Origin of the sequence: Sorangium sp. So ce117, from assembly GCF_051524395.1 — a bacterium.
Classification (GTDB): domain Bacteria; phylum Myxococcota_A; class Polyangia; order Polyangiales; family Polyangiaceae; genus Sorangium; species Sorangium cellulosum_B.
The window spans coordinates 9,890,856-9,905,406 of record NZ_CP150309.1 but is presented as its reverse complement, the minus strand read 5'-3'; the positions used below and the strand labels follow the sequence as shown (position 1 = coordinate 9,905,406).

At 71.3% G+C, this 14,551-nt stretch carries 11 protein-coding genes; 3 read left to right on the top strand and 8 right to left on the bottom strand.

Annotated elements, in window-relative coordinates; translation table 11 throughout:
* Nucleotides 1-28: 28 nt before the first annotated feature.
* The gene (locus WMF46_RS37150) at nucleotides 29-1,021 is read right to left on the bottom strand and encodes an amidohydrolase family protein (protein WP_437981543.1); all 993 of its coding nucleotides are present in this window, start codon (nucleotides 1,019-1,021) and stop codon (nucleotides 29-31) included.
* Between the two features lie 292 nt (nucleotides 1,022-1,313).
* Here WMF46_RS37150 and WMF46_RS37145 point away from each other — a divergent pair, with 292 nt between their 5' ends.
* Nucleotides 1,314-2,099 (top strand): hypothetical protein, encoded by a 786-nt coding sequence (locus WMF46_RS37145; RefSeq protein ID WP_437981542.1) that lies wholly within the window; start codon nucleotides 1,314-1,316, stop codon nucleotides 2,097-2,099.
* Between the two features lie 272 nt (nucleotides 2,100-2,371).
* Here the strand turns inward: WMF46_RS37145 and WMF46_RS37140 are convergent, their stop codons facing one another.
* From WMF46_RS37140 to WMF46_RS37125, 4 genes are all read right to left on the bottom strand, one after another.
* The gene (locus WMF46_RS37140; RefSeq protein ID WP_437981541.1) at nucleotides 2,372-3,022 is read right to left on the bottom strand and encodes a LolA family protein; all 651 of its coding nucleotides are present in this window, start codon (nucleotides 3,020-3,022) and stop codon (nucleotides 2,372-2,374) included.
* A gap of 47 nt (nucleotides 3,023-3,069) precedes the next feature.
* Complete coding sequence (locus WMF46_RS37135; protein ID WP_437981540.1) at nucleotides 3,070-5,595, bottom strand: cytochrome c peroxidase; 2,526 nt, start codon at nucleotides 5,593-5,595, stop codon at nucleotides 3,070-3,072.
* A 414-nt stretch (nucleotides 5,596-6,009) separates the two neighbouring features.
* Nucleotides 6,010-7,470: a C45 family autoproteolytic acyltransferase/hydolase gene (locus tag WMF46_RS37130; RefSeq protein WP_437981539.1), complete on the bottom strand. Its 1,461-nt coding sequence runs from the start codon at nucleotides 7,468-7,470 to the stop codon at nucleotides 6,010-6,012.
* 1 nt (nucleotide 7,471) lies between these two features.
* Nucleotides 7,472-8,296: a glycosyltransferase family 2 protein gene (locus WMF46_RS37125; RefSeq protein ID WP_437981538.1), complete on the bottom strand. Its 825-nt coding sequence runs from the start codon at nucleotides 8,294-8,296 to the stop codon at nucleotides 7,472-7,474.
* A 12-nt stretch (nucleotides 8,297-8,308) separates the two neighbouring features.
* On the opposite strand from WMF46_RS37125, the gene WMF46_RS37120 reads away from it, so the two are divergent.
* Both WMF46_RS37120 and WMF46_RS37115 read left to right on the top strand, forming a co-directional pair.
* Nucleotides 8,309-9,649 (top strand): MFS transporter, encoded by a 1,341-nt coding sequence (locus WMF46_RS37120; protein ID WP_437981537.1) that lies wholly within the window; start codon nucleotides 8,309-8,311, stop codon nucleotides 9,647-9,649.
* Nucleotides 9,650-9,673: 24 nt separating this feature from the next.
* Nucleotides 9,674-10,645 (top strand): phosphotransferase enzyme family protein, encoded by a 972-nt coding sequence (locus WMF46_RS37115; protein WP_437981536.1) that lies wholly within the window; start codon nucleotides 9,674-9,676, stop codon nucleotides 10,643-10,645.
* Between the two features lie 643 nt (nucleotides 10,646-11,288).
* Here WMF46_RS37115 and WMF46_RS37110 read toward each other — a convergent pair.
* The 3 genes from WMF46_RS37110 to WMF46_RS37100 form a co-directional block, all read right to left on the bottom strand.
* Nucleotides 11,289-12,983, bottom strand: coding sequence for an adenylate/guanylate cyclase domain-containing protein (locus WMF46_RS37110; RefSeq protein ID WP_437981535.1), 1,695 nt, complete (start codon nucleotides 12,981-12,983; stop codon nucleotides 11,289-11,291).
* Nucleotides 12,984-12,994: 11 nt separating this feature from the next.
* Nucleotides 12,995-13,282, bottom strand: coding sequence for a hypothetical protein (locus tag WMF46_RS37105; RefSeq protein ID WP_437981534.1), 288 nt, complete (start codon nucleotides 13,280-13,282; stop codon nucleotides 12,995-12,997).
* A 182-nt stretch (nucleotides 13,283-13,464) separates the two neighbouring features.
* A complete protein-coding gene (locus WMF46_RS37100; protein WP_437981533.1) occupies nucleotides 13,465-14,277 on the bottom strand; it encodes a hypothetical protein in 813 nt (270 codons plus the stop codon).
* Nucleotides 14,278-14,551: the final 274 nt, after the last annotated feature.

The following is a 14,551-nucleotide window of genomic DNA, read 5'->3' as shown; positions in this document are numbered from 1 at the left end:
CCGCGGGCGGCGATCCGCGAGGTGGCCCTCAGCGCACGCAGGCGCCGAGCCATCGCGCGGCGTTCTGCCCGAGGGCGGGGCCGAGGAGCTCGGGGGGCAGGTGAAGGCCCTGATAGGTGCCGATGGTGCGGGCCGGCTGATCGGCGGTTTGACGGAAGAAGCGAAACTTGTCCTCTTTCAAGAGACCCATGTTCGACTCCACCTGCAGGTCCCACAGCTCCATGGACATCGGGTCCAGCCCGCTGGTCACGAGATCGGTCCCGAACAGGAAGCGCTCGGGCCAGCGAGAGAACAGCCTGAGGAGCTGGGCGCGCTCCCGCTCGAGGCTCGCGAAGCCCTCTGTCGCCGGGCCGGCGGAGCCATGGCTCGTATCGACGAGGAGGCGCGGAAACGCCTCCATCAGGGACTCCATGCGCGCGAGGTCGGTGCGGCTGCCGCAGAGGTGCGCGCACACGAGCTGCAGGTCGGGGAAGGCGCGCAGGACCGCCTCGAGCTCGCTCCTGTAACGGACGGTGTTGGCATGAAGCAGAACCGGAACCGCCTGATCCGCGAGCGCCTGCCACATCGCCTGGTGCGAGGGGTCGTCGAGCGGACGCTCGTGGAAGAGGTTGTGCCCCTGATAAAGCTTCACGCCGCAGGCGCCTCGACTGCGCAGCTCGGCGAGGTACGCGAGGTCGTCGTGACCCAGATCCAGGGTGACGAAGGGAATGAGCTTTCCACGGTGAGCCGCTGCGGCGTCGAGGACGATGTCATTGCCTGCGCGGTAGCCGGAGAGGCCAGCGCCACCGCGGCCGCTCGTCAGATCCGGGCTCGCCAGGATGACGGCGCGATCGACGTGATGCTTGGCCATGTGCGCGAGCAATGGTGCCACCGCGCTGGCCTCCGTCAGGTGCACATGGATGTCGATGACCTCCTGACGGGCCGGCGGAGGTGGCGACGAACGGCACCCCAGGACGGCCGCGAGCGCCGCGCCCCACGCGATGCTCCGGAAGCGAGCGCCGCGATCGGTGCGCGAGCTCATCGAAGGAGGGCAATGAGGGCGGCGGCGATCACGAGGGCGATGAGCGACGATTGAACGATGCGGATCCATCGCCGACAAGGATACGCCGCGGCAGGCATGGCGCCATGAGAAAGGAGGGAGGAATGAAATATGAAATATGACAACTGGTGTGAGCTGATGATTCGATTGTGAGCCTGCTTTGTGCGAACGCTCGATGTTCGCGCCTCGAGGGCGAAGCTTCGCCCTGGAGGTCGTTGTTCATTTGTGCCCAGTGGAGTTATCTATGTCGCTCATTCCTAGCTCGGTTCGTCTCATGGGGTTCGCAGCGCTCTGCGCGTCTTTGTTTGGAACGACAGCTTGCTCGCCCTGGCTCGACGATGGCGCGGGCTCAGGCGCCGAAGGAGGCGGCGGCGGTGCCAGCGGCAGCGGTGCCAGCGCCAGCGGCGGTACCGGCATCAGCGGTAGCGCCGTCAGCGGCAGCGGTGGTAGCGGTAGCGCCATCAGCGGCAGCGGCGGCAGCGGCGGCAGCGGCGGCAGCGGCGGCAGCGGCGGCAGCGGCGGCAGCGGCGTTGGCGGGGCTGGTACAGGCGGGGCCGCGACCGGGGGCGGCGGAGCGTCTGTTTGCGCAGACGACGCTTACGAGGCGAACGACGCGTCCGCCTCTGCGGCTCCGCTCGCGTATGACCATACCGACGACAGCCTTGGTCCCAGCGCGTGGTTTTCGAAGATCGACTTCGTCCTCTGCCAGGGCGACGAGGACTGGTACCTGCTTGACACCACCTCTCTCGGGATCGAGGAGGTCAACTGGAGCCTTCGCGTCCTGGCCTCCGGGGCAGAGCTGTGCGGCGCGGGTTGTGCGCAGTATACTCCGCCCCCCGGTCCAGAGAACACATTGATCGTGGAGGTCTACAGCGCTGCCACGATGGAGCTCCTCGGGGCTGAGGAGAGCGATCATGGACGGGTATGGCTCGACGGAGGGGGCGCGGGTTCGGCGAACGATCTGCTGCTCCGCGTCTATGGGCCGCCCGAGGCGAACTACCCGTACGACATGAGCTTCGTCGCCAAGTCCTATGAAGGGGAGGACGAGTGCGAGTGCTGATCTTCGCCTAGAGCGACAAACGGGTTGAAACCACGAGAAAAAGCAGGAATTTCACAGGGAGACGGGGAGGCGGGGAGCGAGAGACAGCAAGAGGGAGAAATTCATTTCTTCTTCCTCCCCGCCTCCCCGCCTCCCTGTGAAAATTCTCCGGGTTTTGACGTGATAGGTGTTCTAGCGCCGCGACGCCCGCGCTCTTCTCTGCTTCCGTGTCCCGGGGGACCGGGCGGCCCGGCGCTGCCTCGCGCGCCGCCGGGCACGAGCTCGGCGCCCGCTCAGCCCTGCTTCGGCGCCTTCATCCGCGCCGGATCCACGGCGACGTCCCGCGCCACCTTGCCGAACGCGATGACGCTCCGGTCGCCGTTCCGCTCCTCGATGACCACGCGCCGCACCGACCACAGCTCCGGCCCCGAGGTCATCTCGAGGCTGCGCACGTGCTTCGCGACCTCCTCGGCCCGCGGCCGCGCCGCCAGCGTGATCCCGTCCGCGCGGCTCGGGATCGACAGATCGTAGCGCGCCCGCAGCTTCCCGAGATCGCCGCCGAGCAGCACCAGCAGGTCCGACAGCACCGACCCGAAGCGCCCCGCCGCGCCGCGCCCCGCGCCCGCCGCGCCCTTCGGCGTCGCGAAGCCGAACCCCTCGGGCGTGATCCAGTAGGTGATCGCGTCCGGCGGCTTCAGCTCCCACCGGAGCCGGTCGGGCAGCACCAGCGTCATCTCGCCGTCGCTCTTCACCGCCGTCGCCAGCAGGCCGATGCTCCGCTCCTGCGTGAACGGCGCGACCAGCGTCTTCACCGACGCGCGCGCCCGCGTGATCTCGGCGAGCGCGTCGCCCACCTCGTCCGCGCGCGCGCGGCGCGCGTGGCTGCCGATCGACAGCGCCCCGCCGCACGCCGCGAGCCCCATCAGGAAAGATCGTCGCTGCATCCTCGCCTCGTCCTCTGACATGGTCATGTCAGACGAGCGAGCCGCGCTCAATCCGCAATGGGCTTCGGCGTGTTGGGCCCGCTCTCCGGCAGGTTCGGCTTCGCGATGTATTCCTTCGGGAGATCGCCCGTCAGGGACTTGAGCCACACAACGATCTGCTCGACCTGCGCATGGGACAGGTCCTTGCCGAGCTGGTGCTTGCCCATGAGCCGCACCGCCTCCTGCAGCGACGAGACGGACCCGTCGTGGAAGTACGGCGCCGTCATGGCCACGTTGCGGAGCGTCGGCACCCGGAAGACCATGAAATCGGCCTGCTTCTTCGTGATCTCGAAGACGCCGCGGTCCATCGTGTCGGGCCACGACCGCACGAGGCCGAGCTTCTGGAACATCGTCGCCCCGACGTGCGGGCCGAAGTGGCACGTCACGCAGCCGACCTCGACGAACGTGTTGAACCCTTCCTTCTCCGCGTTGGTCAGGGCCTCGGGCTCCCCTTCCAGGAACAGGTCCCACCGCCCGCGCGTGATCAGCTTGCGCTCGAACGCGCCGAGCGCCTTCGCGGTGTTGTTGGCGTTGACGGGCCACGGATCGCTCGGGAACGCCCTGCCGAACGCCTTCACGTACTCCGGGATGGAGCGCAGCGTCGCCTCCAGCCGCACCGGCGTCATCGCCATCTCGCTCGGGTTCATCATCGGCCCGTTGGCCTGGGCCTCGACGTTGTCGAAGCGCCCGTCCCACATGAGCGAGAAGAACCCCGCGGAGTTGTACACGCTCGGCGTGTTGCGGCGGCCGCTCTGGTGCGCGTGCCCGATCGACACCTTGGCGCCGTCCGCTCCGTAGCGGTCGAGCGGGTGGCACGAGTTGCACGAGAGGTCGTGGTTCTTCGAGATCCGCGTCTCGTAGTAGAGCATCCGGCCGAGGTTGATCTTCTCGTCCGTGAGCGGGTTGCTCGAGGACGTGATGACCGCCGGCAGCGGGTTGAAGCTCCCGAGCCGCTCCGGATCGATCTGCACGGCCGGCTCGGCCGCGGCCGCGGCGGACGCGCCCGGCGCCGCGGTGGGCGCGGCCGGTGCGGCGGCCGCCGGCGCGGGCTGCGTCCCGCCGGTCGCCGGGGCGGACGCGGACGCCGTCGTCTTCTGCACCAGCCAGGCGCCGACGCCGGCGCCCGTCGCCGCGACAAGCGCCGCCGCCACAACGAGCGGGGCCGCCCTGCTGCGGGGGCGCACGTGAGCGGTGGGCTGGTCGCCCGCCACGATGATCGTCTTGTGGAAGGGCACGGAGGTGCCCGAGACCGTCCTCGATGGCGGCGGGCCGTCCGGGAGCCCGCGGATCAGGAGGCCGTGCGGGGTCACGTGGTGGCCGCTCTGGGTCGTGTGGTGGTGACCGCCCTGGGTCGTGTGGTGGTGGCCGCTCTGGGTCGAGTGGTGACCGCTCTGGCCGAGGGCCCCGCTGTGCGTGACGTGCTCGGGCCAGCTGCGGGGCGTCCCCACGGGCGTGGGCGGGCGCCGCGTCGAGAAGTCGCCGGGGTCCGGCCAGCTGCGGGACGTGCTCCCGGGCGTCGGCGTGCGGCTGCGGGGCGTCCCCACGGGCGTGGGCGGGCGCCGCGTCGGCATGTCGGGGTGCGGCGGCCCCTGCGAGGGCGGCGGGATGTCGGCCTGCACCGAGTCGGGGAGGGGCCGCAGCATGCTCTCGTGGATCGAGATGCCGTGCTGCAGGAGCATCCGGCACTCGTCGAGCATCTCCGCCGCGCTCTGGAAGCGCACGTTCCGGTCGATCTGGAGCGCGCGCTGGACGATCTCGGAGACCTCGTACGGCACCCAGGGCGCCAGCGTCTGGATGGGCGGCGCCGGGGTCGAGCAGATCGCGACGATGAGCTCGCCGAGCCCCCGCGAGTTCCTGTAGGGAGTGCGCCCGGCGAGCATCTTGAAGAGGACGATGCCGAGCGACCAGACGTCGGTCCGGCCGTCGACGTCCCGCATGTTGCGCGCCTGCTCGGGCGACATGTAGATGGGCGAGCCGATCAGGTTGCTCGTGGCCGTGAGCTCCTTCTGCTGCTCGAAGGTGTCGTCCTGGATCTTGGCGACGCCGAAGTCGAGGAGCTTGACCGCGTACTCGCCCCCGTCGCGCCGCGCCAGGAACAGGTTGGCGGGCTTGATGTCGCGGTGGAGGACGCGCGCGTCGTGCGCCTTGATGAGGCCCATGCACGCCTGGGCCACGATGCAGAGCGCGAGCTCGGGCGGCAGGGGGCCGAGCCGCCGGAGCATCTGGTCGACGTCCTCGCCGTTGAGCAGCTCCATCACGAGGAAGGGCAGGCCGGTCGCGCGGTCCCTGCCGCTGTCGAGCACGCTCGCGATGTGCTCGCTGTCGATCGCGCCGGCCGCCCTGGCCTCGCGCTCGAAGCGGGCCATCACCGCCTCGTCCTGCGCGAGCTTGCTCGTGATCACCTTGACGGCGACGCGGCGGCCGGTGCCCAGGTGCCGTGCCTCGTAGACCGCCCCCATCCCGCCTTCCCCGAGCAGCCCGAGGATGACGTACCGTTGATCGAGGGTCGTGTTGATCAGGTTGATGTCCGTCATGGTCTGGTCGACCCGGTCGCCGCTCCGATGCCGCGACCTTGGCGCCCCGAATCGCATTGTCGGACGGAAGGTCGCGCTAGGCAATCTTGCGGTAAGGCCACGCCGGACGAGAGGTGTCCCACCTCCGGTGTATGGGCGTGGGAGAGAGGGCACCCCGAAACCACGCCGAAAACTTGCGATTTCGCGCCGGGTGTGTCGCCGCTGCGCTGCGGGGAGGATCCTCGTGGGCGCGGCGCTTTCGTGCTCGCTGTGGGATGAGGCGCATCCCGGGCGCGGGGCTGTCGCGCTCGCTCGCCACGCTCGCCACGCTCGCCACCTCGACGTCACGGCATGGAGACGGCGCCGCCGCGCTTGCGCGAGGGACGGAGCGGTTATTTGGTTGCGTCTGTTTATTTAAGGATTGTCGTTGCTTATTTAAGGATTGTCGTTGCCGCGCTCCCCGCCTTCGTGGGGTGAGCCCGCGCGCTCCCAGGCGGCGTAGTCGCCGCTCGTGAGCAGCGGATCCTCGGGCAGGGCGTCGGGCTCGGCCGTGTCGAGCGCCGGGTCGAACGTGGGGCTGAGCAGCCGGGTGAGGTCGAAGCGCAGGAAGCGGCCCGCGAGGTGGGGGCCTTCGCTGACCCAGAGGACGCGCGCCGTGGCGTCCATGACGACCCCGTGGGTGGCGATGAGCGCGTCGATCGCGCGCCGGTCGCCGAGCGGCAGGGCCGCGCCGCCGCGCCCGCGCCGGTCGCGCAGGACGTCGATCGCCGCCTCGATCGTCGCGCCCTCGGGCAGCGCCGCGAGCCGCTCGTCGAGGCGGTCGCGCCGCGGGCGGGTCGAGGTCTCGGCCTGGACGCGGAGGTTGCGCGGATCGCCCGCGAGCGGCCCCTCGAAGTGGTTGGTGAGCGGGATCTTGCCGCGGCCCCGGCGCGCGTGCAGCGGCGCGCCGGGCGCCCGCTCGGCGATCGCCGTCTCGCCGCCCGCGTCGACGAGCATCACGAGGTGGGAGACCATCGGCGCGCGCGCCTCGAGGATCGCGAGCGCCTCGTCGACGCTCCGCGCGCGGCCGAGCACCTCGCGCATCGTGTGGACGACCGGCTCGCCTGCCGCCCGCGGCTCGCCGGCTCGCCCGCCGTGGACGACGAGCGCGAGGCCCTCGGCGTTCATCCCCGTCACCGCGCCGATCAGGCCGGGCCAGGACACCGAGGCGTACGGGATCTTCCCCTGCTCGTGGACGAGGAACACCGCCTTGCCCTCGTCGAAGACGGGCCCGGCCTCGAAGTCGAAGTTACGGGCGAGCACCGCGTGCCCGCCCGCCGACGCCGTCCCGGTGAGCGCGAAGCTCGTGCAGCCGATGAGCGGCGAGTGCTCGAACGAGAGCGCGATGTCGTAGAGCGACTGGAGGAAGACGAAGCGGTGGTACGTGGGGAGGACGCCGTCGAACGGGTCGGGCGAGAAGGCGCGGGCCTGCGCGGCGATCTCGCGCCGCACGCCGTCGGTCATGCCCTCGTCGACGCCGCGGAACTCCAGGCGCGACAGGTCCATGATGAGCCACCGGAGCGGGGCGACCGGCACGTAGTGGTGGAACTGCTCGTAGAGGGTCCCCTCGTTCTTGACCATCTCCGGGTAGAAGAGCCGCCCGTGCTGGTGCCCGATCTCCTCCGGCGACCCGGAGAGGCGCGCCTCGAGGATCCGCCCGCGGCGACGCACGTAGGCCGGGCCGAGCACGCGCAGCCCCCCCGGCCTCGCCTCGGGCTCGCCGGCGGCCGCGCGGATCGGGGGCGGCTCGATCCGCGTCGCGGCGGCGATGCCGAGGTGCGCGAGGACCGGCGCGGCGAGGAGCGCGGCGGCCGCGAGGAGCTTGCGGCGGTGGCGTGCGAGGCGCGGCGGCCGCAAATCAGGGAGGCGCCGTCGCCGGCTGCCGCGGGTGGGGGTCGAGCTCCGTGGCGAGCGCGCTCGCCGCGGCCGGGCGGACCGGGTCGGGGGCCAGCACCGGCTCGGCCGGCACGTGGCGGAGCCCGCGCGTGAGCGCGAGCGTCGCCACGACCCGGCGGATGATCCGCGCCGGATCGCGCACGCTGTCGAAGTGGGTGAGCCGCTCGCCCTCGGGCGGGTAGATGACCCGGATCGGCGCCTCGACCAGGCGGACGCCGGCGGCCACCGCGCGCAGGAGGATCTCCGCCTCGAAGGCGTACCCCTCGTCGCGGGCGCCGAGCGACAGCGTCGTCCGGAGCGGGTAGCGGCGCAGGCCGCACTGGGTGTCCGCGAAGGGACGGCCGGCGAAGAGAGAGAGGAAGAAGTTCGAGATCCGGTTCGAGATCTGGTTCGCGCGCGGCGCGCCCGCGCCCGCGAGATCCCGGATGCCGAGCACCAGCGCCTCGGGGTCGGCGTCGGCCTCGATGAGGCGCCGCGCCTCCTCCGGCGGGTGCTGTCCGTCCGCGTCGATCGTGACCGCGACGTCGAAGCCTGCGGCGAGGGCGAACTCCATCCCGGTGCGCAGGGCGGCGCCCTTGCCCAGGTTCTCCGGGTGGCTCAGCACCGTGGCGCCGGCCGCGCGCGCCCGCTCGGCCGTCCTGTCGCTCGACCCGTCGTCCACCACGATGACGGTGCCGGCCAGGCCGTGGACCCGGAGCGCCCCCCGTGTGACGTCCCCCACGTTGCGCTCGGCCTGGTAGGCGGGAATGATGGCGCAGATCCGCATGAGACAGAGCGCGATTACCATGGTGTGCCCTGGATGAACAGCGGCAGGCGCCCGGAGCGCCGTCCTGGCCTGCTCCGCCGCCGCCCTGCGTTCCGTCGCGTCTGGATGAGCGAGGTCGTCTCGCTGCTGGGCGACTGGATGAGCTTCGTCGCCGTGAGCCTGCTCGCGCTGGGCGGCGAGGGGGGCGGGGTCGTTGCGCTCGCGCTGGTGATGGTGGGGCATCACCTCCCGATCGCGCTGTTCGCGCCGGTGGCGGGGGTGCTCGCGGACCGGCTGGATCGGCGGTGGCTGCTCGTCGCGACGAGCGTGGTGCAGAGCGCGCTCACGGTCGGGATGCTGGGGGCTGCGGTCGCCGGCAGCGTGGTCGGGGTGCAGGTCCTCGTCTTCGTGCGTGCGTCGGTGGGCGCGCTGCGCTTGCCGGCGCAGAGCGCGGTGCTGCGCCATGTGGTCGAGGAGGACGAGCTGCTCGAGGCGAACGCGATCGCGTCGGCGACGTGGAGCGTCATGTTCGCGGTCGGGATGGCGTTCGGCGGCCTGATCGCGGGGCTCGGCCCTGCGACGGCGCTCGCCCTGGACGCGGCGTCGTTCGGCCTGGCGGCGCTGTTCCTCCGGGGGCTCCCCCCGATGGTGGCGGAGGGGCGGCCGTCGGAGGGCGGCATGCTGTCGGCGCTCGCGTCGGTGCGCCGCGACATGGTCCTCGCGTGGCGGCACGCGTGGGAGCGGCCTCCGCTGCTCGCCGCGGTGCTCGCGAAGACGCCGGTCCACATGGCGAACGGCGGGGCGCTCCTCTTGCTCAACCTGGTCGCGACGCAGCTCCCCTTCGCGGGCACGGGCGCGCTCACGCTGGGTGTCCTCCAGTGCGTGCGCGGCGCGGGCACCGGGGTTGGCCCGCTGGTCGGCGTCGCGCTGGTCCGCCGCGGCCTGCGGGGCGAGCGCGCGGCGACCGGGGCCGTCTGGGTCACGTTCGGGGCGATCGCGGTGTTCGCGGTGACCCGCCACCCGGCGGCGCTGCTCGCGGTCGTGCTCGTGTGGGGCCTGGGCAGCGGGGCGAACTGGGTGCTGTCGAGCACGGAGATCCAGCGGCTCTCGCCGGATCGTTTCGTCGGCCGGCTCTCGGCGGTCGACAACCTGGCCCTCACGTTGGGCCTGTGCGGGACGTTGCTGGGCGGGGCCTTCCTGGTGGAGCGCGCCGGCGCGCCCTCGGCTTCCGCCTGGCTCGGCCTCGGCGCCGGCGTCGTCACGTGGCTCGGGGCGCAGTGGATGCTGCGCCGGCGGGCCGCGGCGGTCCCGGCGGTCACGGCGGTCACGGCGGTGCCGGCGGTCTCGGCGGTCTCGGCGCCGCCTCCCTTGCCCCCCGAGACCGAGCGCAGCTAGCCTCCCGCCCCGATGATCCCGGACGTGTGGGCGCCCCTGAGCGGCCTCTCCGTGCGCCGCTGCGAGGACGAGGGCCTCATCAACGGCACCTGGCTGGCCGGCGACCCTCCGCGGTACGTGGTCCAGCGGGTGAGCCCCATCTTCGCCCCGGAGGTCCACGACGACATCGAGGCGGTGACGGCTCACCTGGCAGCCCGCGGCCTCGCGACGCCGCGGTTGCTGCGCGCCGGTGACGGCGCCCTGTGCGCGCGCGACGCGGAGGGCGCGGTATGGCGGGTGATGGACTTCGTCCCTGGCCGGACGCACCACCGGGTCGGCTCTCCTGTGCTGGCGCGCGCCGCCGGGGAGCTCGCGGCCCGGTTTCACCGGGCGGTGGACGATCTCGAGCATGTGTACCGCCACGTCCGCGTGGGCGCGCACGACACGGCGCTCCACATGGAGCGGCTGGACGGCGCGGCCACCGGGGGGGAGGGGCGGCGGCTGGCGGACGCCGTCCTCGACGCGTTTCGCACGTGGCGGGGGCGGCTCGACCTGCCGGTCCGGCACTGCCACGGCGACCTCAAGATCTCGAACCTGCGCTTCTCCGAGGCGGGGGAGGGGATCTGCCTGCTCGATCTCGACACGCTGGCGCTGCAGTCGATCGACGTGGAGCTCGGCGACGCGTGGCGGTCGTGGTGCAACCCGGTCGGGGAGGACTCGACCGAGACGCGCTTCGATCTCGAGGTCTTCGCCGCCGCGGTGGCGGGCTACCGCGAGGCGAGGCCGTTCGGGGCGGAGGAGCGGGAGGCGCTCGTGGACGCGGCGGAGCGGATCGCGCTGGAGCTCGCGGCGAGGTTCTGCCGGGATGCGTTCGAGGACCGGTACTTCGGCTGGGACCCGTCGCGCTTCCCGACGCGGGTCGCGCACAACCTGTACCGGGCGGCGGGTCAGCTCTCCCTGGCGCGCTCGGCGCGGCGCCAGCGCGGGGAGATCGCGCGGCTGCTCGCGGGGGGCTGACGAGCGCGGCGCGGGAGCGGGCGGGCATATCGGGAGATGGGCCGTGCCTGGCCGAATGTGCCTGAGCCACCGCCGGACCGAACTCGCGCTCGATGAACGCGACCACCTCGGGCTGAGTGCGTCGTGGATGGTCGACGAGGCACCGCGCGAAGCGCGGTCGGCACCAGCGGTTCGTTGGGCGGGAGACAGGGAAAGAGAGAGTTCACAGGGAGACGGGGAGACGGGGAGGAGAGAGAGATATACAGACCAAGGTGGAGAGGCGAGAGGTGACGTCGGATTGCTCGTCAACTTCAGCACGCCGGTGCTCCGCCGCCGGATCCGACGCCTGGTACGCCGCGGTGCGGAGGCTGTCCAGTTCTCCCGATGTCGCACCGAAGACGGCCACCCCGGCACCACCGGCCGCCCCGCATCGATGCCGCCCGAAGCAGTCGGCGTCGAGCCTGACGGTTCGAACGACTGATCCCCATCTCTCGCCTCCCCGCCTCCCTGTGAATCTTTCCTTCTTCCTCTCCGCCCAACATGCATTGAGACGAAAGTCGTCGCTGAACGCTCCGAAGGGCTCGGATGCGTTTGGTGCTAGCCCGCGGTCACGCGCACCCCCGCCGCGCCGAGCGCCTTGATGCGCTATCGCCCCAGGCGCTCGTCACAGATCCGCCACCGCGTAGGTCATCACCGGCTGCACTCGGCCTTTGACCGTGATCTCGCTGACCGGACGTGTGTTGAAGACGTCCTTCACGAGGAGGTGCGTGTCCTCGCTGAGGAGCACGCTCACGCCGAGCTCCTTGGTCGCGCTCTCCAGGCGCGAGGCGAGGTTCACGGCGTCGCCGATGACGGTGTACTCCATCCGCGCTTCACTGCCGATGTTGCCCGCGACGACCTCGCCGGTGTGGATCCCGACACCGGTCTTCAGCGCCGGGATCCCCCGTCTGGCGAGTCGCTCGTTGAAGCGCTCGAGCGCGGCGCGCATGCGGACGGCAGCGCGCACGGCGCGCACGGCGTCGTTCGGCCTGGGGACGGGCGCGCCGAACACGGCCATGATCGCGTCGCCGATGTACTTGTCGACGACCCCGCCCTCGTCGAGGATGATGGCCACCATCTCGGTGAAATACTCGTTGAGGAGCCCCACGAGCTCATGGGCGTTCATCCGCTCGCTGATGGTCGTGAAGCTCCGGATATCGCAGAAGAGGATCGAGACGGTGAGCGTCTCGCCGCCGAGCTGCACCTTGCCGGCGAGCAGGTGCTCGAGCACGGATTCGGTCATGTACTTGCCGAAGGTGCTGCGGAGCTTGTCGCGCTCCTTGAGGCCGTCCACCATCGAGTTGAAGCCGGTCGCGAGATCCTCCAGCTCGTCGCCGGTCTTCACCGCCTCCACATGGACGTACTGCTGTTGCTCGAGGTGCTTGAGGGCGACGTTCACGCGGGAGAGCGCGCGCGACATCGTGCTTGCGAGGCGCGCGCCGAGGACCAGCGAGAAGAGCGCCGCCACGGTGAGCACGCCGGCCGCGAACATCAGGTTCTGGCGCACGATGTTCCGGACATCGCTCACGTCGAGCGCCATGACGATCGAAAAATCGCCGGCCTTGCCCCGGAGCGATCGGGGCGCGAAGCGGGAGAGGGCCCACAGCGAGCTCGCGTGCTCGACGATCGTGGGGTGGGTCTCGTCGCCGATGACGGCGCCCTGGAGCAGCTCGGTCGGGAAGCGCGCCGTGCCCGTGATCCTCTTGCCCGACGGATCGACGAGCGCGATCTCCACGCCGAGCCTCGTCGCCGCTTCGTCGAAGTAGGTGTGATCGATGGGGATGCAGGCGAGCAGCGACCCGGCGTCGCTCCTCGCATGCTGGGCGATCATGTACGCGGGCGGCGAGCCTGGCTGTCCATCGCACCCATGGACGAGCACGTCCCGCAGGTCGTCCATCTCGGCGAGGCCCGAGAGGCCCTCGGTGAGCCCGGGGACCTCGTCTGTGCTCGGCGGCGGCGCATCGAGCCCCCTCGCCGCGACCCGATTGCCGAGCTCGTCGAAGGCGACGATGGCGACGTTGGGATGGGCGTCGATGACGGCCTCGAGCGCCGTCCCCGCGGCCGTCTCGTTCCGCAGCCGGAGCCCCTCGACCAGCTCGCGCGTACGAGACGCCTGTCGTGAGCTCGCCGAGATGGCGCGCTGCTGCTGCCTGAGCTCCAGCCGGAAGTTGCGGATCGCCTGCGGGACGCGCTCGCTGATCTGCGCGAGGAGCTGCCGGTGCATCACCCAGGAGAGCACGGGGAGGGCCGTGAGGGTCGCGAGCGACGAGAGCGCGACGAGGACGGTGAGCTTGGCGCGAACGGTGCTGAGGCGGAACATGAAGGCCCTCATCAAAGCAAAGTCGGCTTCTGGTGGACAGCGCGTCGACATGTCGACCTGACGTCGAAGTTCGAGCGCTCCTTGAAGGAGACCAGAAGGGCCTCGGTGTAGACGGCCAAGATGTAGCGGGCATTGGTGATGAACGTAGCGGTGCGCGTCAGCACATCTGTGAACGTGCTGCGCGCGCGCGGCTGTTGGCGGGGGGTGAGCGAGGCGGCGCGGGCGCTGCTGGGCCTTCCGGCGGTATGTCGGACATGGAGAAGTGCCTGCTGGCCGATGCGCCCGGGGAGGTCCGACATGGGGAAGTGCCTGCTGGCTGATGCGCCCGGGGAGGTCCGACATGGGCGGGCGCCTGCTCCGTCACGGCTCCCGGGATGTCGCGACATGGGCGGGGGCCTCGCCGAGCAGGCTGCCGGGTATGTCGGACATGGACGGGGGCCTCGCCGCTCACGCCCCCGGCATGTCGCCGCGAGCGGTCCGGCTACAGCTCGGGATCGGCGCTTACCACGGGCGCGGCCGGAGCTGACGCGGTGGGCACCGTCGGCGGGCTGGGGGGCGTGGGCGGGGCCTGCTCGGGCGCCGCGCGCGCGCGCCCGACCCGCTCGCGGTCGCTGTTGAGCTTGTCGACGTAGGCGAACAGCCGCGCCTCGTGGTCGGCCGGCAGCTTGCTGCCCTCTTCCTGGATCTCGTCCCGGAGCGCCTCCCGGAACCGCCCGAGCAGCCCGACGGCGGCGCCGCGGAGCGGGCCGGTGGCCGCGGCGTTCTCGCCCGTCGCGAGGAGCGTGGCGCGCCTGCGCAGCAGGCCATCGATGTCGTCTCCGGCGGCGACGAACGCCTTCACCCAGTCGTGCAGGGTCCCCCCGCCGGGAGTCGCGGCGGCCTTCAGCTCCGCCTTGAGCCGGGTCAGCTCGGGCCGGTTGTCGAGCGCCGCCGACGCCTCGTCCGCGTAGGGGGCGCGGAGCACGTCGAGCTTCGGGACGAACGCCTGCTGCGCCTTCGCCGCCGCTTCCTTGAGCGCCGCCGGCAAGGCGGGGTGCGCCTCGACGGCCTTGCACAGGAAGAAGACCGCCGCCCCGAGGCCGTCATGCCGGGCGTCCGCCTCGGCGAGCTCCCTGGCGAGCGGCGCCTGCGTGCCCGCGGCGTCGGGGATCGCGTCGATCTCCTTCTGCTTCGCCCTGAGCCGCGGCTCATACAGCTTGCCTGTCGCCGACAGGCGCAGCTCATCGGCCTTGTCGGTCAAGAGATCGCGCAGCGCGAGCTTCAGGTCCCCGATCGTGAGATTGCGCAAGGTCACCTCCGTGAACGGCGTGATCGGCCACCCCCACGGCCGCACGGGCGGCCGAGAGGGCGAGCCAAGGATTGTTGCTTGAGCGTTGCAGGATAATGAACTTCTCCGCATCCGGTAGGCCGAATTCGATAACTCGGAGGCGCAGCGCCTTCGGGGGCGCTGAAATCTTGCTGGGAACCGGTCGAGTCTGGCGCCTTTCGAGGCGAGAACGCCCCGTCTGTTATCGCTTGTAATTGCTATTTACGATGCCGTTTGCTCCCTTCGCGGCCGCGGAGGCAAG